Genomic DNA, 18,468 nt, shown 5'->3' with positions numbered 1-18,468 from the left:
TGTTCCCTCCCCGGTCGGCGCCGAAAGCGCCGCCTATTCCACAGTTACGCTTTTTGCCAGATTTCTCGGCATATCCACGTTGCAGCCGCGGCTTAGCGCCGCGTAATAAGCCAAAAGCTGCAAAGGTATGACCGTGAGTACCGGCGCAAGATATTTGTCAGTATGCGGTATATATATAGTGTGGTCAACGTATTTTTCTATATTGGCGCTGCCTGCCATGGCGATGCCGATGACCATGGCGTCCCGCGCTTTAACTTCTTTTATGTTGCTCAGGGTTTTTTCGTAAACTTCCTCCTGGGTTGCCAGCGCAATCACCGGCGTGCCGGCGACGATAAGCGCGAGCGTGCCGTGCTTTAATTCGCCGGCGGCGTAAGCCTCGGCGTGGATATAGGATATTTCCTTGAGTTTGAGCGACCCTTCGAGCGCCACCGCATAATCAAGCAGGCGGCCGATGAAAAATACGTCTTCGCTGGCGGCGTACTGTTGGGCGAATACTTTTATCGGATCGACGTCTTCCAAAAGTTCGTGGATCCGCTCCGGCATGCATTTGATCTCTTCGACGATTTTCTCAAGGCGCGCCGGCGGGGCGCTCCCGGAAATCTGCGCCATATAGACGGCCAAGAGCAGCAGTACCATGACCTGGGTGGTGTAAGCCTTGGTCGAGGCGACCGCTATTTCCGGGCCGGCGTAGGTATAAAGCGTTTTGTCCGCTTCCCGGGCGATGGACGAGTCCACTACGTTGGTTATGGCCAGGGTCAGCGCGCCGAGCCGTTTTGCTTCCTTGAGCGCGGCCAAAGTGTCGCTGGTCTCTCCCGACTGGCTTACCACGATCGCCAGGCAATCGCTGCCGACGACCGGCGCGCGATAACGAAATTCCGACGCGATGTCCGTTTCCACCGGCACGCGGGTCAATTGCTCAATATAGTGTTTGCCGACCATGCCGGCGTGATAGGCGGTGCCGCAGGCAACGATAAAAATCTTCTTGAATTTTTCCATCTCCCGCGCCGTCCAGCCCAATTCCTTCAGCGCCACCGAATGTCCGTCCTTGCCGACGCGCCCGCTCAAAGTGTCGCGGACAGCCTTAGGCTGGTCGTATATCTCTTTGATCATAAAATGCTCGTAACCGCCTTTTTCAGCGGCTTGCGCGTTCCAAGTCACGACAAATTCTTTTTTGTCGACAGGCTCGCCCTTGATGTTCTCAATCCGCACGCCATCCTTTGTAACAATCGCCGTCTCGCCGTCGCTCAATATATAGGTGCGCCGGGTTTTGGCGATAATCGCCGGTATATCGGACGCTATGTAGTTAGCCCGCTCGCCGAGCCCTATGACCAGCGGATTGTCTTTTTTGGCGCAAATAAGCCGGTCGGGTTCGTAGGCGCTCATAAACACCAGGGAATAAGAGCCTTCGATGATTGCCAGCACTTTTCTTGCCGTGCCGAGCAAATCGCCCGTATAATGCTTTTGCATGAGCTGCGCCACGACTTCGGTGTCCGTTTCGGACGAGAAAGTGTAGCCTTCGCTTAACAGGTCTTCCTTTAAATCAAGGTAGTTTTCGATAATCCCGTTGTGGACAACGACAAAATTACCGTCGGCGCTGGCGTGCGGGTGGCTGTTGCGGTCGGACGGGCGCCCGTGCGTCGCCCAGCGGGTGTGCCCGACGCCGACGCATCCTGCGGGAAGGGCCTGCCCCAATTTTTGCTTTAGGGCTTCCAAGCGGCCGGCCGTTTTCTCCACTATGATCTTTTGGCCGTCGCACACCGCTATGCCAGCCGAATCATATCCCCGGTACTCCAGCCTCGACAGGCCGTCAAACAAAAAAATCGCCGCGTTTTCTTCCCCGATATAGCCGACAATACCACACATGGCAAAATCCCCTTTCATATGGTCCGCCACGCATGAGCAGCGAATGCGGATCCTTACGCTTATTATAACAAAAGAACGGCAAAAATACCGCCTGCGGGGAAAATTTTCCGCCCTGGCCGTCCGGGGCAAAAAGTTGCGGCGGATTGTTATCCCAGCTCGTTTTCCACCGCCCGCGCTATGGATCTGGCCAGTTCATCAAGAATTTCCCGATCGGGCCCTTCCAGCATGACGCGCAGGAGCGGTTCGGTACCCGAAGCCCTGACCAGCACGCGGCCCGCTTCGCCAAGCGATTGTTCCGCGTGGGCGATCGCTTTGCCGATTTCCTTGTTGGTTTGCCAGCCTTCCTTGCTTTTTACCTTCACGTTATTAAGCACCTGCGGATATTTGGTCATGAGGCCGGCCAGGGCGGAAAGCGGCCGATTGTTCCTGACGGCGGCCCTCAATACCTGTGTGGCTGTCATCAGGCCATCGCCCGTCGTCGCGTAATCGCCGAATATTATGTGCCCTGACTGTTCGCCGCCGAAATTGTAGCCGTTTTTGAGCATCTCTTCCAGAACATAGCGATCGCCCACCGGCGTAACCACGCATTTGCCGCCCCGCGCCTTGAACGCGCAGTGAAGCCCTATGTTGCTCATAACGGTCGTTACCAGCGTATCTGCGGCCAACCTGCCCGCTTCCATAAGTTCCAGCGCGCAGATCAGCATCAGTTGGTCGCCGTCTACCAACTGACCGTTTTCATCCACCATCAGGCAGCGGTCGGCGTCGCCATCGTGCGCCACGCCAAGATCGGCCTTTTCTTCCAATACTTTTTTGCGCAGCCCTTCCATGTGCGTCGAGCCGCAGCCCTTATTGATATTGAGGCCGTCCGGCCGGTTGTTTGTAACGATCACTTCCGCCCCGAGCGCGCGCAAAACAAAGGGCGCCAGATCGGAAGCCGCCCCGTTGGCGCAGTCCAGGACTATTTTCAAGCCGTGCAGATCCGTATCGGCGGACTTGATCACATATTGGGCATAATCATCCGCCAGGCCGCTTCTGAAAACTATGCGCCCGATGCCGTCGCCTATCGGTTTGCCGGCCAATTCCTGCCCTTCAACCAGCCTTTGTATTTCGTCTTCAATTTCATCAGGCAGTTTGATCCCCGCATGGGAAAAAAACTTTATGCCGTTGTCCTCAAACGGATTGTGGGACGCGGAGATGACCGCTCCGGCGCAGGCGTTGGAATGGGCGGTAAGATAAGCGACGGCGGGGGTCGGCATGACGCCGAGCATATGCGCCTCGCCGCCGGCGGAAGATATGCCCGCCGCCAGCGCCGCCGCCAGCATGTCCCCGGACAGCCTGGTATCGAGCCCGATCATTATTTGCGGCCTGCCGCTTGCGCCCCGGGAAAAATAGCCGGCGGCGGCGGCCCCGAGCTTCAGCGCCAGTTCCGCCGTTATCTCACGGTTTGCCAATCCCCTGACGCCATCTGTGCCAAACAATCTTTGCATAAAATTCCCTCCCGGAATTTATTACTGGTTTAAGTCTGCCGATATTTTTTCATTATTGCCAGCGCCGTATAATAGCCGTCAAGGGCGGCGCTCATTATCCCCCCGGCGTAGCCCGCCCCTTCGCCCGCCGGATATACGCCTGTTTTGCCCTGCGCCTGCCGGCTTTCGGGATCGCGCAAAATCCAAAGGGGCGCGGACGTGCGCGTTTCAACCCCGGTCAGCAAAGCGCCTTTCGCGTCAAAACCTTTTATTTTGCGTCCGAAAAGCGGCAAGGCCGCCGCCAGCGCGTCAGTTACAAAGCCGGGCAGCACCTCCCGCAAGGATACCGGCCGGATCCCGGGCCGATAAGTGGCGGCGGTTTGGCCGTCCGCAACCGGGCGCCCGCCGGACAGGAAACTGCCTACCGTCTGCGCCGGGGCATGATAGCCTCCGCCCGCCTTCGCAAAGGCAAGTTTTTCCCAGCGCCTTTGAAACTCCACGCCGGCGAGCGGATGAAAGCCAAAGTCCGGCGGCGCGACCCCTACCGCCAGGGCGCTGTTGGCGACACTTGAATCGCGCCGCCGGTAACTCATCCCGTTGGTCACGATCTCTTCCTCGCCCGAACAGGAAGCTATCACCACGCCGCCCGGGCACATGCAAAAAGAATATACGCCGCGCCCGCTCCCTTTGTCATGCCAGGCCAAAGAATAGTCGGCCGCCCCCAGCTTAGGGTGCCCTGCCAAAACGCCGTACTGCGCCCTGTCGATGACCTCCTGCGGATGTTCTATGCGCACGCCGATGGAAAAAGGCTTGGGCGAAAGAGCAAAACCGCGCGCCAACAAAAGCCCGTAAACATCGCGCGCGCTGTGCCCGGTGGCGACAACAAGCGCCGCGCAGTCCACGTATTCGCCGGACAGCGCCGCTTTTTCCATCCGGCCGTTTTTCAGCTTTATATCGGAAAGCCTTGTCTCGTAGCGTATTTCGCCGCCGCTTTCGCATATGAGGCGGGAAAGGTTGCCGACTACGCGGCGCAAAAGGTCGGTGCCGATGTGCGGCTTGTGGCAGTATTCTATTTCCGGCGGGGCGCCGCAAGCCGCCAGCCGGCGCAAAATAAGCCCGGATGCCGGATCGTTTATCCGCGTCGTCAATTTGCCGTCGGAAAAAGTACCGGCGCCGCCTTCCCCAAACTGTACGCTGGCCTCGGGGGAGAACTCCCCCCGTTGCCAAAAATCCGCGACTTTGCCTACCCTCCGACCGACCGGCAAGCCGCGCTCGACGATTAGCGGCTTGTACCCGTGTTCCGCCAAGGTCAGCGCGGCGAACAGCCCGGCCGGCCCCGCGCCCGCAATCACTATCCGTCCGGGCGCCGGCTGTTTGCCGTAAACGATCTTGACCGGCGGCGGCGGCTGATAAAGCGCGAGATTTTTATCGCCCGCGTACTTTTTCAGCAACCCGTTTTCATCCTCGGCCAAAAGGCCGAGTTTGTAAACGAAAGATATCCTGTCTTTGCGCCGGGCGTCAATGGCTTTGCCAAGTATTTTTATCTTGGGGGCGGCGGACGGCGCAAGCCTTAAATAAGCCGCGGCGATCTCCGCCAGCGGCCGCTCGTCCGCGAGCGCAACCCTCAGGCCGGACAATGTCAGCACAGCCTTAAGTCCCCTGGCCGCTCTCGTTCGGCGCAAAAACAACCGTTGCCCTATCCGTGTCCGCCGTAACGCCCGGCGGCAGCTTGATTTCCAACAAAAGCGGCCCGGCGGGCAGTTTGTCCAAAACTACTTTCTCCGTAAATACCTCCTCAATTTGCGCAAGCTGCGCGAAAGGGCCGGTCAGTTTCACCTCCAGGGGCGTAAGCAGGGCTTGGCTCGAAGGGGCTGCCCCCGGCGGCGGGCCGGTAAAACCCGCTTTCACGGGCACGGTTTTTGTAATTATCCTGTCGGCAACGTCGACGGTTACAATTACCCCGTCAGGCGTCAGCGCGACTTTGCCGTATGCATTGTTGTCCTTGTCCAGCGCGTTCAGCCGCGCGGCCAGCTTGTAGCGCCCTTTGGACGCCAGGGCGCTGTCGATGTTCAGGACAGCCTCTACTTTCGTTATATTGCCGATTAACCGGGCGGCGCCTTGCGCCTGCACGGTATCAGGGTCAACGGCGGCGGCCACTATGGAAAGCTCCGGCGCGCCCTGCCCGCTGAAGCGGACGGCAACGGGGAAATCGCGGCTTACCAGCGTATCGGTCACGACTGAAACAACATCGGGCGTCACTTCGTCCAACTGCAATTCCGGCGGGGCGACCACCCATACCTTCCTGTCGTGGCTGCCCTTGTTTATGTCCTGCAAATCGACGTAAGCTTTTATGTCTTTCACGGAAACATTGGCCAGCACATAGCGCGGGCCGCTGACCTTGACTCTTATATCGGCGAAATCATCGGTTACTACCAGATTGGCCGGCAAGTTGCGCTTTTCCAGTTCCAGCGCATAAGTGCGGCTGATGGAAGGGTTCTGCTCGTTCATCACGTACAGCCACAAAACGAAGGCGGCGATAACTGACAGGGCTTTGACCAAAGTGCTGTTGTGCGGCAAACGTTTAGGCAATCGCATGTCAGGGCAGCCTCCAATTTTTAAATAACGCGTTAAGGGAACTTTTCAGGTCAATGTTCTGGGAATCCGCAAGCAAAACCGGCCGCAAGGTTTTCCGTATATCCTCGCCGGTCAGTTCCCGGCGCAAATAGCCGCCGCTGGCCAGTGAAATCGTGCCGGTTTCCTCGCTTACCGCCAGAACCAGCGCGTCCGTCTGTTCGCTCAGGCCGATGGCCGCCCGATGCCGCGTGCCCAGCTCCTGGCTGAGCCCGTGCGCTTCCGTAAGCGGCAGCAGCGCGGCCGCCGCCGCAATCCTTCCCCCTCTCAGGATGACCGCCCCATCGTGCAGCGGGGTGTTGGGAATGAAAATGTTTATCAAAAGCTCGCTTGACACCACGGCGTCAATACGGACGCCCGTTTCTATGTAATCGTTCAGCCCGATGCTGCGTTCGACGACGATAAGCGCGCCGATTCTGTGTTTTGCCATATTCAGCACGGCCGAGGACAGCGCGGCGAGCAAATTTTCCACCGTCGCCTCGTCAAAAAAATTTTTGGCGAAAAAATTGCCTCTGCCTATATGTTCCAAGGCGCGGCGCAATTCCGGCTGAAAAACCACCGGCAAAGCAACCAGCAGCACGGTCATGCATTTTTGCAAGAGCCAATAAACAACGTGCAGTTCAAACCAGCCGCTCAAAAAAGTGAGCACGAGAAGAAAGGTCAGCCCTTTGACCAATGAGATTGCACGGGTGTCTTTCAGCAGCATGTAAAGGTAATAAAACACCACCGAAATAATAAATATATCAAAAAGGTCCCATAACCGCAAACTCAAAAAAAGCGATTGCAATTGAGCTATCATCGTTCCACGCCTTTACGGAAAAAATAACCCGCCCCTGAAAACATCCACTCTTATTAAATTATACAAAAAAAAACCCCCGCAACGCAACAAACCGGCAAAAAACAGCAGGACGCGCTGCTGCCGCCAAGCGCGAAGCCGGCCTTTGCGCCGGGCGCCCGGCAACATCGGACGGCGCGCCCCGGCAAAAAAATGCCGGCTTTGTCACGTCAGGGATTTAAGTTTGCCGCAAACATGTCCGGGCGCGGACGCATCACTTGCCCGATCCGCCTGCCGTTGGCGCGCGCCGCCGCGCCGCGTGGTCCAGCGGGCCGGCGAATTTGTTGAGCGGGAAAGATGCCTTGATCGCGCCGGCAATAAATTCCTTGGCGTTGAAAACCGCGTCCCGGATGCTCTCGCCAACGGCGATTCCCGCCGCTATGGCCGCCGAATAGCTGCAACCCGCTCCGTGCGTCCAACTGGTGTCGATACGCTCGCCTTCCAAAACAATGACTTCCTTGCCGTCATAAAAAACATCCACCGCCAGCGGATGCTCAAGTTTAGCGCCGCCCTTGGCCACTACTACCTCCGGCCCCAAAGCGTGTACGCGCTTGGCCGCTTCCTTTAACTGCTCAAGCGTCGTTATCGCCCCCAATCCGCTCAAAAACCCGGTCTCGTAAAGATTGGGAGTGGCGACCTTGGCCAAAGGCAAAAGGGTTTTGCTAAGATACCGCACCGTGTCCGGGTTCATAACGTCGTCCGCCCCCTTGCAGACCATGACCGGATCGACGACCAAGTTTTTCACGGCATATTTTTTTACATAATGAGCGCCTACCTCAATGATCTCATTGGTTCCGAGCATCCCCGTTTTCATGGCGTCAACGCCGATTCCCGCGAGAATGGTGTCAAGCTGTTTCGCGATGACCGAAAGCTCGACCGGGAACACCTCGTGCGCCCACTCGCCCGGGGTCTGCGCCACGATTACAGTTACGGCGGTCATGCCGTAAACGCAAAACTCCTGAAATGTCTTCAAATCCGCTTCCAGGCCCGCGCCGCCGCTGGCGTCCGAGCCGGCCAGCGTCAGGGCCCTTGGTATTTTAACTGTATTTATAGTGTTCTCCCCCTTGCCATGATCGTAATCGGACAACGCCCGCTTGCGCCGCTCAATCCCAGGACAGTTCCCGCATGGCGTCAAAATCTTCCTTGCGTGAAAATTCCAGCCGGAAGGCGCGCCCGTCCTTGGCCAGCCATTCCCCCAAAAATTGGCCTTCCTGTTCCCACATATCTATCCCTTCCAACTGATAAACCGGTAAAATCAAGCTGTGGACGCCGTTTTCTATCCAAAAGAAAAAAAAGGAGTTGTCGCTGAAAACCCCGTATCCCTTTTTCCCCTCGAAAAACATATCTTCGCTGATGAACTTGACATTTTCGCCCAGCCACATCGCCTTGGGCGCGCTTTTCAAAATCGCCCGCCCAGCTTTGCCCAGATTGGCAAAATGAACCGATTTATAAAAAATACCGTAATCGAAATTTCCCTCGACAACGGCGTAAGCCGCTTCCGCGTCCCTCAGCGCGGCAACCACCTCGTTGACGGCCTCGATATTGGCCTTGTATAAAAGGACTGAAGGCATAGCGGCAACGGCCAGGCGAATCGCCTGCTCTCCGCGCGTAAGCACCTGATTGAGACAGGCCACCAGCGCTTCCTTGTTTTCGCATCCTTTGAGCGCCAACGTGTAAACATCTTCCGGCAAAGGCACCTTCACCCGCGGGTCGTTTGCTTTGCCGGCATACTTTTCCCGCGTTGCGCGCTGCTGTTCTTCCAAAGACAAATGATTTTGCGCGTTTGTTTCTCCTTCGCCGCCCTCGCCATTTTTCGGCAGGGCATCTCCGCAGTAGGGACAATAGCACATTCCCCTTAAACGGGGCAAGGCGGCATTGCAAACAACGCAGGTCCCGGCTGTCTTTTCCAAAACCGTCACCTTCCTTGACTTTCCTAAAACGCATCCTCGCCCGTAACGCCCCGGCAATTTGAACGGGGCCGGCATGTCCGATTGTTCTGAAGTGGCGACCCGGATGGGACTCGAACCCACGACCTCCGCCGTGACAGGGCGGCATTCTAACCAACTAAACTACCGGGCCGTACGAGGCGGCCTTAAAGCGCGCCCTTTACTTATTGTATAACTACGCCGCTTGCGCTGTCAACCGCTTATCCGTCAAATTCGGGCTGAATTTGCGGGCAAAAATTCCGCGCGCCCCGCCGCGAGCGGATGCCCGGCCTGACGGCAAAAGACTTGAGACGAAACTTTTCGCAAAATATCCGTGGCCGGGTCTTGTTTAAAAAACAAATTTTGCAGTATAATTGAAATAATGAAACGACATGAACTGACAAACGAAGAATGGGAACGGATAGAAAGCCTGATGCCGCCGAAATTCGGCAGCAAAGGCGGCCGTCCGCGCAAAGACGACCGCGCGATGCTGAACGCGATGCTGTGGATTGCGCGCACTAGCTGCCAATGGCGCGAAATCACGAAGCGCTACGGCAAATGGGAGGCGGTGTACGCGCGGTTTCGCAAATGGCAGGGCAACGGCTTGCTGGAGCGGCTATTTCAGGCTTTGGGCGCCGAGGCGGACCTGGAGAACCTGTGCGCCGGTTCCCGCTCGCGCGAAGGCGCCAAGGACGACAAAAAGAAACAGTAAATAAGGCGGCCGCGCAGTCCGACACAAAAAACCACGCCGGCGCGGACAAATGCAGCTGCGCCCCGGCGCCCGTGCCGTGTTCAAACAGGCCCGCGGCGTTCGGACAACACGTTGTAGTGCATCTGCAGTTCGTTGATCTGTTTTTTCAAAGCGGCCGCAGCTTCGGCGTCGGCGGCGGACATTTCTTCTTTAAGCTGGTTTATTTCCTTTAATATCGCCAGCATTTTCGGGTCGTTAAAACTGACCGTTGGATCTTTTTGCATACAATTAACCACCTTTTTCTTTTTTAACCAAGCCGCGCCAATCATAGGCAACGCGCGTGCCCGCGGGAAAAACCCTGGCCACGCCGTCCGTTGTGTAAAGCCGCTCGGCATAAAGCAGTACGCCGCCGGCAATGTTGCCGTCCGTGTCGAAAAGGGCCTCTGTTCCTTTTTGGTAAAAAAGCGAAAAATGCCCGTTGGTCAATTCCTGATCGGCGGCCAGCACTCCCCGCACGATAAACCCGGCGTATTTAAATTCCACGGGATAGCCGCCGCGGAAAAAACATTTCTGGGCGTTCGCGCCGATGATTTGATCATTGAGAAGGGTCCCCTGCGTCAGGTTGCCGTCCTGGTCAAAGTAAACTTCGCTGCCCGCCTTGTAACGGAAAAAATTGCGGCCGTTAAAAATGGTTTCGTTGGCGAGCAGCGTGCCGTAGCGCAAATGGCCGTCGCCGTCAAGGACGATCTTCGTGCCCTCCTTAAAGCGCAACGAAACCCGGGCGGAGGCGATGAACTGGCTCTTGGCCAAAGTCCCTTCCAATACATGTCCTTTTTCATTGACGACGACGATGGTTCCCGCCTTTAACAGCACATAATTTTTCCCGGTGGGAACGCTGCCGTCCTTGGCCATCCGGTAGTGCGCGTTCGCCATATAAGCGGGGGAAGGGAAAGCGACCGCCAGCAGCAGGGCAACCGAGAGCGCAAAGAAAAACGCCCCGCCCCGCCACCCGCGAACGCCCTTTGCGGCGTCCCTATGCGCCGGTACAGTTTTTTGCCCTTTGCCCGGCTTGGGCAGGCGCCTTTTCGGTTGCGGGCGCGTTAAGCCGAATAAATTTGCCGGCATCTTCCTTCAACTCCTTTCGGCGCACGTTGCCCGCCCGGGAAGAAACAGGCGCTTATTTTCGGAGGCTTGGCGCGGCGTTTGGGAAAACGGAAAGAATGGAATGATGATACATATTTTAAATATTCGCGCTAAAACAAAATAATCCTGCCGCCGCATCGCCAAACGCCGCCCGCGTTTCAGGTGTGGGCGGCGCAGCGTGCGCCCTTGGCCTAAAGCATGGATAGATTTGCGAACCATTGTGCCGCCCTGCGCGGCGCAAAATTCACTCTTGTAATCGGCGGGGTTTAAGAGCAAAGCCGGGCGGCAAATTGGGCGCAAAGAAGCCTGACTTAACTCGAGAGCATAGGCCGCAATCTTGGCCGGAAAACAGCATTGGCGCAGCGCCCCAAAAGCAAGCTGCCGCACGCAAAAACGTGCGGCAGCTTGCTTTTTATCTCGCCCCTCCGAGAAGGGGCCGGCGGCTTGCCTTTTCGTCTTTCACGCGAAACAGGCGGCCACCGCTTGTCGGAAATTATCGTATTTTTCCAGTGAGCCGATAAATTCGCACAGTTTTTCGCAGATCCTGCGCCCGTAGACCGGTTCGGCCAGCGCCAGGAATTTTTCCACGCTTTCATCCCAGGTCATGGGATTGGGCGGGTCGCCCTTGGGATATTCGACAAATTTGCGCAATAGGCGGCCTGTCTTGTCCGTAACGGCCAGATCCACCGACCAACGTTCCGGCCTTTCTTTAAATTCCCGTTCCAATTCGGGATCGACTTCAACCGTGAATTTGCGCATGGCTTGCATAGTGTCCGGGTCGGCGAGGTTTTCCGGGCTGAATTCGTCAACGCCGAGTTTACCGTATTTGATCATGGCGGACACACAATATTGTATGGAAAACTTACTGCCGTAAGGGTTTTGCGGATCGGGGTTGTCCACAAGGCTTTTCGCGACGCTGTTGGTCTTTATCCTGACCGATTCCAGATCGCTTAGGGCGAGGCCGTTTTCGGCGCGCAGAAGCTGGGCGGCGTAATTGGCCGGATGGGTATGTTTGCAGCAGGCGTAAGGCTTGAAAGAATTTTCGTCGATTTTATATTTGCCCGCGCCGCCGCGCGTTAGGGCATCCCAATGGGGGTTGGGCAGCATGGCGAGGCAAAAGCCTTTTTCGCCTTCAAGTATCCTTTGGGCGCCGGTAAAACCTTTTTGCGTCAGTTCGGCAGCCAACAGGCCGCCGAAAACCGCCTTGCCGATATGCAGGGTCTTGCTCATGGCGCCGTCGATCAAAAATTCCCAAAGGCCGGCGGCTTGCGTGCCGGCCGTGCCAAGACATTCCACCATTTCTATGGGCCCGAGTTTTATAAGGTTGGCGGCGGCGGCGGCGGCGGCGAAAACGCCGCAGGTGGCGGTGGTATGCCAGAAATGATAAGACTCCGGATTGACGCACTCGCCGATGCGCGCGCCGGCTTCGTATCCGGCGGCGACCGCCGCCAGAAAGTCCCGGCCGGCCAAGTCGCCCCTTTCCGCCGCCGCCCAGGCGGGAGGGATGACCACGCAGCCTAAATGTATGATCGAGGCGTTGTGCAAATCGTCAAAATCCAAAGAATGGGAGGCGGCCGCGTTAAGCATGGCGGCGTAATATATGGAATGTTTCGCGCCTTTTTGGCCGTTAAACAGCGTTGCCGGGCCGTCCGGGCAGCGCCCCAGCGTTTCCGACATAATGGCCATGTTTTTCTGCCCCCAGCCCCGGATGCTGTTGCCCAGCCAGTCCAGGACGCACTGTTTGGCCATTTGCGCCGTGCCCTCCGGCAGGTCCCGATAATTGATGCCGGCGATCTTTTCCGCCAACAGTTTGGTATATGCCATCATTTGCCCGCACCTCTTTCGCCTTAAAAATAAACGGAAGGTTTATATTCGCCAAATTCATCGCGCAGCACGCCGCAAATTTCGCCCAAGGTGGCGTAAGTTTTCACCGCCCCGATGAGATACGGCATGAGATTGTCCTCCCCCCGCGCCGCCTTTCTAAGATCCGCCAGGCTGTTTTTGACCGGGGCGCCGTCGCGGGCGGCCTTCATTTTGTTGAGTTTGGCGGTCTGCCTCTGCCCGACCGAAGGATCGACGGTCAGGTATTCGCCTTTGCTGTCATCGGCGGCGGCGAACTTGTTTACCCCCACGACCACCTGTTCGCCGGTTTCCACCCGCAACTGGCGGCTGTAGCCGGAATTGGCGATCTCCGCCTGCATGTAGCCTTTTTCGATGGCTTCCACCGCGCCGCCCATTTCGTCGATTTTCCTGATGTACGCATAAGCTTCTTTTTCTATCTTGTCGGTCAAAGCCTCTATATAATAAGAACCGCCGAGCGGGTCGACCGTGTCCGTAATGCCGCTTTCGTAAGCGATCATTTGCTGGGTGCGCAGCGCCAGGGTAGCGGACGCTTCCGTGGGCAGGGCCACCGCTTCGTCCTTGGCGCAGGTCGCCAGCGACTGGCAGCCGCCGAGCACCGCCGCGATCGCCTGCCAGGCGATGCGGACGACATTGTTGTCAACCTGCTGCGCGGTCAGGACGCTGCCCGAGGTGTGGACGTGAAAGCGCAGCATTTGCGCCTTGGCGGCTTTGGCCCCGAACCTTTCTTTCATAATTTTCGCCCATAGCCTCCTGGCCGCCCTAAACTTCGCCACCTCTTTGCAAAGGTCAAGGTCGGCAGTGAATATCCACGATATGCCGGGCGCGAAATCGTCCACCTGCTGCCCGGCCCTGACGGCCGCCTCAATGTAAGCGATCGCGTTGGAGAAGGCGAAAGCGACTTCCTGCACGGCGTCCGAACCCGCCTCCCTGATGTGATAGGCGCCGACGCTGATGGTGTTCCATTTCGGAATGTATTTGGAACAATATTCAAAGGTATTGGTGATAAGGCGCATGGACGGGCGCGGCGGGAAAATGTAAGTGCCGCGCGCGATGTATTCTTTCAAAACGTCGTTTTGGATGGTGCCGCTGAGTTTGTCCTGCGGTATGCCGTTTTTCTCCGCCACCGCCGCGTACATGGCCAGCAGGACGGCCGCCGGGCCGTTGATGGTCATGGAAGTGCTTACCTTGTCGAGCGGTATGCCCTGAAAAAGTTCTTCCATATCCGCCAGCGAGTCGATCGCCACTCCCACCTTGCCGACTTCGCCCGCGGCAAAAGGATGGTCGGAATCATAGCCGATCTGCGTCGGCAGATCCATGGCCACCGACAGGCCCATGACGCCGTTTTTCAAAAGATACTTGTACCTGGCGTTGGTCTCTTCCGCCGTCGCGAACCCCGAATACTGCCGCATGGTCCAGAACCGTCCCCGGTACATGGTGGGCTGGATTCCTCGGGTGAAAGGATATTCGCCCGGAAAGCCGGTTTTTTCCGTATAATCAAAATCGGCGACGTCCAGCGGCGTATAGAGCCTGTTCGCTTCTATTTTCCTGCTCTCCGGCGACTTTTGCAGGAACTTTTCCAGCTTGCCGTCGTACTCTTTTTGGCCGGCGGCAATCTTCTCCAACTCTTTTTTTTCAAACATTTTGCTCTCTCTCCCTTTTCTCCTTTTATTGGAAACGAACATTTTTCATTGCGCCCGTTTCCTGGAAAGCGCAATGCATTTTAAAGGCGTTTTTAAGATCGTGCGGTATGTGTCCCGGCCCTTTTTCCGCCCGTTCGAGATATTCATAGAGCGCGGGCTGAAAATCGGGATGGGCGCAGTTTTTGATGATGAGGCGCGCCCGCTCGTGCGGGGCCAGGCCGCGGATGTCCGCGACCCCCCTTTCGGTGATGTAGACCATGACGTCGTGTTCCGAGTGGTCCGTATGCGCGGCGAAAGGCACGACGCGGGACACGTCCCCGCCTTTGGCGGTGGACTCGGTGGCGAAAATGGAAAGATAACCGTTGCGCATATAGTCGCCCGAGCCGCCAATGCCGTTGAGAATGGACGAACCCATGGAATGGGTGGAATTGGCGTGTCCGTAAATGTCAAATTCCAGCGGGGTGTTGAGCGCGATGACCCCCAGCCGCCTGATTATCTCCGGGTGGTTGCTGATGTCCAGCGGGCGCAGGACGATGGATTTTTTAAAGAGGGCGGCGTTCTCGCGGAAAAGTTTCAGCACCTTGGGCGATGGGGTAAAGGCGCAGCCGGAAGCGAATTTCACCTTTTCCAGCAAAATAAGTTCAAACACCGCGTCCTGCAGTATTTCCGAATACATCTCCAGGCCGGCGTAGTCGGAATCTTTGAACCCCGACAAGACGGCGTTGGCAATGCTGCCGACCCCTGACTGCAAAGGAAGCATTTGCGCGGGCAGAAGGCCGCGTTTTTGCTCGCTTTTTAAAAACTCGATCAAAAGGCCGGCGATTTGTTTGCTCTTTTCGTCCGGCGGGGCAAGATCGCGCACCTGATCCGGCACGGACGACTCAACGATGGCGTCTATCCGGTCAAGGCCACATTCGACGTAAGGGGAACCCACCCGGTCGCCGACGCTGTAAATAGGTATCTCCCGCCGGCGCGGCGGCTTTTCCTGGATATATATATCGTGCATCCCTTCCAGCTCCAGCGGCTGCGCCGTGTTTACCTCGACGATGATCTTTTCGGCGCCTTTGACGAAAATCGGCGCGTTGCCCACGCCCGGCCCTAAAACAATATTGCCTTCCTCGGTTATGGCGACGGCCTCAATCACCGCCACGTCCACTTTGCCGAAAAAGCCATAATGCACCTGCTGGCCGAAATGGCTAAGATGCAGATCCGTATAATTTATCCGGCGCTCGTTGATGCCCTTTTGCATGGAACGATTGGAAAAAGCGTAATACGGGGCGCGTCCGGCTATGCCGTCCACCGCCGCCAGCTCCTCCTCGATCTCTTTGCCGACCGATGCGCCGGTCCACAAATTTATCCGGCATTTTTTGCCTTCCCGGATTTGCCGGGCAAGGGCGACGGTCGTCATTTTCGGGTAGCCTGACGGGGTAAAGCCGCTGGTGGCGACGTTCATGCCGTCCAGAATGAGATCGGCCGCCTGCCCGGGCGCGAGGATTTTTCCAAACAGGCGGGGGTTGCGCAGACGGGTTTTGTCAAGCATCGTTCATCACTCCTGTAACAATTTGCTCTTGCTTGCAGTATAGCAGACTTTCAGCTATAATGAAAATATCAAATTAATATATCTGCCATAACCTTTCGCTATGGGGGAAAAGATGGATCTCGGGCATTATCGCAATTTTATGAAAATAGTGAAAACGGGGAGCATTTCGGCCGCCGCGCGGGAACTCCTCATCGCCCAGCCGGCCTTGAGCAACCAGATCAAGTCCATGGAAAAAGAATACGGCGCGCAGATTTTTCAAAGGGGCGCGCGGCGCATCAAACTGACGGACGCGGGGCAGATACTTTACGAAAAAGCCAAGCTCATCTGCTCGTTGGAAGAAATGGCCCATGACGAAATAAGCGCCTGTCTGCTGGGCAACCGGGGAACGTTGCGGCTGGGCCTTACGCCTTCTTACCCCGATTTGTTCATGGAAGGGCTGCTGTCAGGCTTTTATTCCCTCCACCCCCATGTCGCCTATGAAATCCACGAAGCAAGCTCCGATCAGATCATGGATTTACTGGTAAGCAACATAATAGAAATAGGCATCATAAGGACGCCCGCCTATATCAATCCCATGTTCCGATCCTACGGCGCGGTCAGCGAACAGCTTGTGGCCGTGTTCCACAAAGAAAACCCCTGGCTTTCGCCGAAACTCAAAACCGTGCCGATTAAACTGTTGCAAGGCGTTCCCTTGAGCGTTTCCCGGGGGTTCAAGGCAAAAGTCACGGAAATATGCGGCGACGCCGGATTTGCCCCCGTCCTGCTCAGCGTGTCCTCGTCCCGTCCCACTACCCTGATGTGGGCGCGCAACGCGAAAGCGGTGGGGCTGGTTACGGCCGGCTCCACGCGGGAAATCGAAACGGACGGCGTCTGCTGCCGTCCGCTCACCGGTGGCGACATGTCGGCCAAACGCTCCTTCGCCGTACTGAAGGAACACAAATTGTCCGCAGTCGCTCAATTGTTTTTGGATTTCGCGGCGGCGGGAGAGGCTTTTTGACCTTTGCCCGCCCAGCCGGCGCTTGCCGCAAAACCTATCTTCCGGCGTTCGTCAAGGGCTGGCCGCGCGCTTTTATCCGGCGCGCACTCCGGGCACAAACCGAAAAAATATATCTGCTGCCCGGATATCGCGCAGCCGGTTTCCGCTTCCGCTTCTTTTACAATGTTGCCGGCGTCCACGGAAAAGACATCGGACACCCGGCCGCATTTTTCGCAGCGCACATGCGCGTGGTCGCTCGTGTCGGCGTCATAGCGGAAAGAAAACTCGCCGGTGTTCAGCACTTTGATCAATCCCAGTTCCGCGAGTACGTCGAGAGTTTTATAAACAGTAGCCAAGCTCATGGTGGGAAAATGCGGCCGCAAAAGCGCAAAAAGCGCATCGGCGGTCGGATGCGCCTTAGTGCCGGCCAAAGCGTTATATACGGCCAACCTTTGCGGCGTGGCCTTAAAGCCATTGTTTCTTAAAAAAACGGTTATGTCTTCAACCATGACAACTTCACCTGCCTGTCGGACAAAGTTTAGAAAAATACCTAATAGCTATTATCTGTTGCTACAATCATATCCTTATTGTCCCTCGGTGTCAATAGCCAAAAAACGGCGTGGCGGCGCGCCGTTTTGCCGACAAACCCCAACGCCGCCTTAAAAGCTTGGCCTGACCTAAAGGCGAAAGCGGCGGGAGGCCAGCCCCGGGGCGCCGGTTTGCAGCTTGCGCGCGGCTTGCTTTGCAAAGCCGAAAACCGCAAGCGGCGGCCTTTATGGCCGCCGCTTGGCGTAAAGCGCTGTTTTGTTGTTTTTGACAAGCCGCTCTCCGGTTTTTAGAAGTAGAAGAATAACTTCGTCCAGAGAAGATCTTCTTCTAAATTATGCAGATTTTTTCTGCCTTCAAAATCGAAATAGTCGACGGCAAGTTCAACATTTTTGGCCAGCATGTAAGAAGCGCCTATGGAGTAGCCTTTGAAGCCCACGCCGAAATCAAGTTCGGAAGTGTGGTCAATCAAGGCACCGGTCGGGATGTCGTAATAATTGGCGCGCACGGCGTAGGTATTGGCCTTGGCACGACTGAGGGTGCTGTAGACTACTCCGGCTGCCCAGCCGGTTTTGCTGTCTCGGTAAGTACCTCCGCCCAAAGATTGAGGCAAGGTATATTCCGCTTTCCTACCGGCACGGATATATTCGGCGTAAGCGGAAAGCTCTTTGCTGAATTTATAGCCGAGTATGACCTCAAGGCTGCTGTCGTCTATATCCATAACCGCATAGTCACCCTTGCCCTTAATATCAAAATAAGCAACCCTTAAATCAAGATTTTTGTTAAATTTATAACCAACCTGTCCACCGAGAACCTGCACTTTCTGAGCGGCGGGGCTACCAATAGTAGTAATAGCATTGTTAACAATAGTTGCTACAGAACCTAACCACAAACTGGATGTTTCCGGTCGTACAGCAAACAAGCCTACGTCAAAATTTCCTTTCTTGTAGGTAAGGTCAATGCCATCGGCCTCGTTGTCGACTATGGCGCCGTAGGCCACTTTGAACGGGAAGCGGCCAAGACGCACACCAACGTCGCCGATTGAGCCGGTTACCCAGGCGCGGCGCAGATTGACACCGCCTTCGGAATCGTTGAACCTAAGATTTTGGGTATTCTCGAACATACCGGTATATTTCCAGCGGTCGTTGACTTGGCCGTTGATGAATATACGGCTACGAAGATTTTCTTTGTTCGCAAATAATTTATCATAAGTATAATTGGAAAAACGGACTTCCCCGGTGATGGTGACGTTGTCGAGTTTCTTCTCCAGTTTGCCGACGCGCACGCCGAGGCTCTCCAGCTCATTGGCGAACTCCGCCGCCAGGCGCTCTATTTGCGCCTTCTGCGCC

16 protein-coding genes and 1 tRNA gene are annotated in these 18,468 nt (G+C 56.3%); 2 read left to right on the top strand and 15 right to left on the bottom strand.

Translation table 11 applies throughout. From position 1 onward, the window contains the following. Positions 1-33: 33 nt before the first annotated feature. The 8 genes from glmS to LBO03_06165 all read right to left on the bottom strand — a co-directional run bounded on the left by glmS (position 34) and on the right by LBO03_06165 (position 8,874). Positions 34-1,881 (bottom strand): glutamine--fructose-6-phosphate transaminase (isomerizing), encoded by a 1,848-nt coding sequence (gene glmS / locus LBO03_06200; GenBank protein MDR3349176.1) that lies wholly within the window; start codon positions 1,879-1,881, stop codon positions 34-36. A 128-nt stretch (positions 1,882-2,009) separates the two neighbouring features. Continuing rightward, entirely contained in the window at positions 2,010-3,350 is a 1,341-nt protein-coding gene (gene glmM, locus LBO03_06195; GenBank protein MDR3349175.1) for a phosphoglucosamine mutase, read from the bottom strand. Positions 3,351-3,379: 29 nt separating this feature from the next. Then, positions 3,380-4,975, bottom strand: a complete 1,596-nt coding sequence (locus LBO03_06190) for an FAD-dependent oxidoreductase (GenBank protein MDR3349174.1) — start codon at positions 4,973-4,975, stop codon at positions 3,380-3,382. A 4-nt stretch (positions 4,976-4,979) separates the two neighbouring features. Continuing rightward, positions 4,980-5,924: a hypothetical protein gene (locus LBO03_06185; GenBank protein MDR3349173.1), complete on the bottom strand. Its 945-nt coding sequence runs from the start codon at positions 5,922-5,924 to the stop codon at positions 4,980-4,982. 1 nt (position 5,925) lies between these two features. Continuing rightward, complete coding sequence (gene cdaA / locus LBO03_06180) at positions 5,926-6,759, bottom strand: diadenylate cyclase CdaA (GenBank protein MDR3349172.1); 834 nt, start codon at positions 6,757-6,759, stop codon at positions 5,926-5,928. A gap of 250 nt (positions 6,760-7,009) precedes the next feature. Continuing rightward, a complete protein-coding gene (gene thiD, locus LBO03_06175; protein MDR3349171.1) occupies positions 7,010-7,882 on the bottom strand; it encodes a bifunctional hydroxymethylpyrimidine kinase/phosphomethylpyrimidine kinase in 873 nt (290 codons plus the stop codon). A 16-nt stretch (positions 7,883-7,898) separates the two neighbouring features. Then, on the bottom strand, positions 7,899-8,705 hold the full coding sequence (locus tag LBO03_06170) for a hypothetical protein (protein MDR3349170.1): 807 nt from the start codon (positions 8,703-8,705) through the stop codon (positions 7,899-7,901). Between the two features lie 92 nt (positions 8,706-8,797). Beyond that, positions 8,798-8,874 (bottom strand) — tRNA-Asp (locus LBO03_06165). A gap of 228 nt (positions 8,875-9,102) precedes the next feature. Here LBO03_06165 and LBO03_06160 point away from each other — a divergent pair. Then, on the top strand, positions 9,103-9,432 hold the full coding sequence (locus LBO03_06160; protein ID MDR3349169.1) for a transposase: 330 nt from the start codon (positions 9,103-9,105) through the stop codon (positions 9,430-9,432). Between the two features lie 80 nt (positions 9,433-9,512). Here the strand turns inward: LBO03_06160 and LBO03_06155 are convergent, their stop codons facing one another. From LBO03_06155 to LBO03_06135, 5 genes are all read right to left on the bottom strand, one after another. Beyond that, complete coding sequence (locus LBO03_06155; GenBank protein MDR3349168.1) at positions 9,513-9,695, bottom strand: hypothetical protein; 183 nt, start codon at positions 9,693-9,695, stop codon at positions 9,513-9,515. Positions 9,696-9,699: 4 nt separating this feature from the next. Next, positions 9,700-10,536 carry a hypothetical protein gene (locus tag LBO03_06150; GenBank protein MDR3349167.1) on the bottom strand — a complete coding sequence of 279 codons (837 nt, stop codon included), beginning with the start codon at positions 10,534-10,536 and terminating at the stop codon, positions 9,700-9,702. A gap of 477 nt (positions 10,537-11,013) precedes the next feature. Beyond that, the gene (locus LBO03_06145; GenBank protein ID MDR3349166.1) at positions 11,014-12,381 is read right to left on the bottom strand and encodes an MmgE/PrpD family protein; all 1,368 of its coding nucleotides are present in this window, start codon (positions 12,379-12,381) and stop codon (positions 11,014-11,016) included. Positions 12,382-12,401: 20 nt separating this feature from the next. Continuing rightward, positions 12,402-14,057, bottom strand: coding sequence for a methylmalonyl-CoA mutase family protein (locus tag LBO03_06140; protein MDR3349165.1), 1,656 nt, complete (start codon positions 14,055-14,057; stop codon positions 12,402-12,404). Positions 14,058-14,082: 25 nt separating this feature from the next. Then, positions 14,083-15,597 (bottom strand): succinate CoA transferase, encoded by a 1,515-nt coding sequence (locus LBO03_06135; GenBank protein ID MDR3349164.1) that lies wholly within the window; start codon positions 15,595-15,597, stop codon positions 14,083-14,085. Between the two features lie 112 nt (positions 15,598-15,709). Here LBO03_06135 and LBO03_06130 point away from each other — a divergent pair, with 112 nt between their 5' ends. After that, positions 15,710-16,594, top strand: coding sequence for a LysR family transcriptional regulator (locus tag LBO03_06130; GenBank protein ID MDR3349163.1), 885 nt, complete (start codon positions 15,710-15,712; stop codon positions 16,592-16,594). On the opposite strand, the gene LBO03_06125 is transcribed toward LBO03_06130, so the two are convergent. Beyond that, a complete protein-coding gene (locus LBO03_06125; protein ID MDR3349162.1) occupies positions 16,552-17,082 on the bottom strand; it encodes a transcriptional repressor in 531 nt (176 codons plus the stop codon). The two genes, LBO03_06130 and LBO03_06125, sit on opposite strands and share 43 nt — an antisense overlap. Positions 17,083-17,408: 326 nt before the next feature. Then, positions 17,409-18,468, bottom strand: a 1,060-nt coding sequence (locus LBO03_06120) for a porin (GenBank protein MDR3349161.1), incomplete at its 5' end; no start/stop codon positions are given.

Source organism: Acidaminococcales bacterium, from assembly GCA_031290885.1.
Classification (GTDB): Bacteria; Bacillota; Negativicutes; order Acidaminococcales; family JAISLQ01; genus JAISLQ01.
This window is presented reverse-complemented; position numbering and strand designations above follow the sequence as displayed.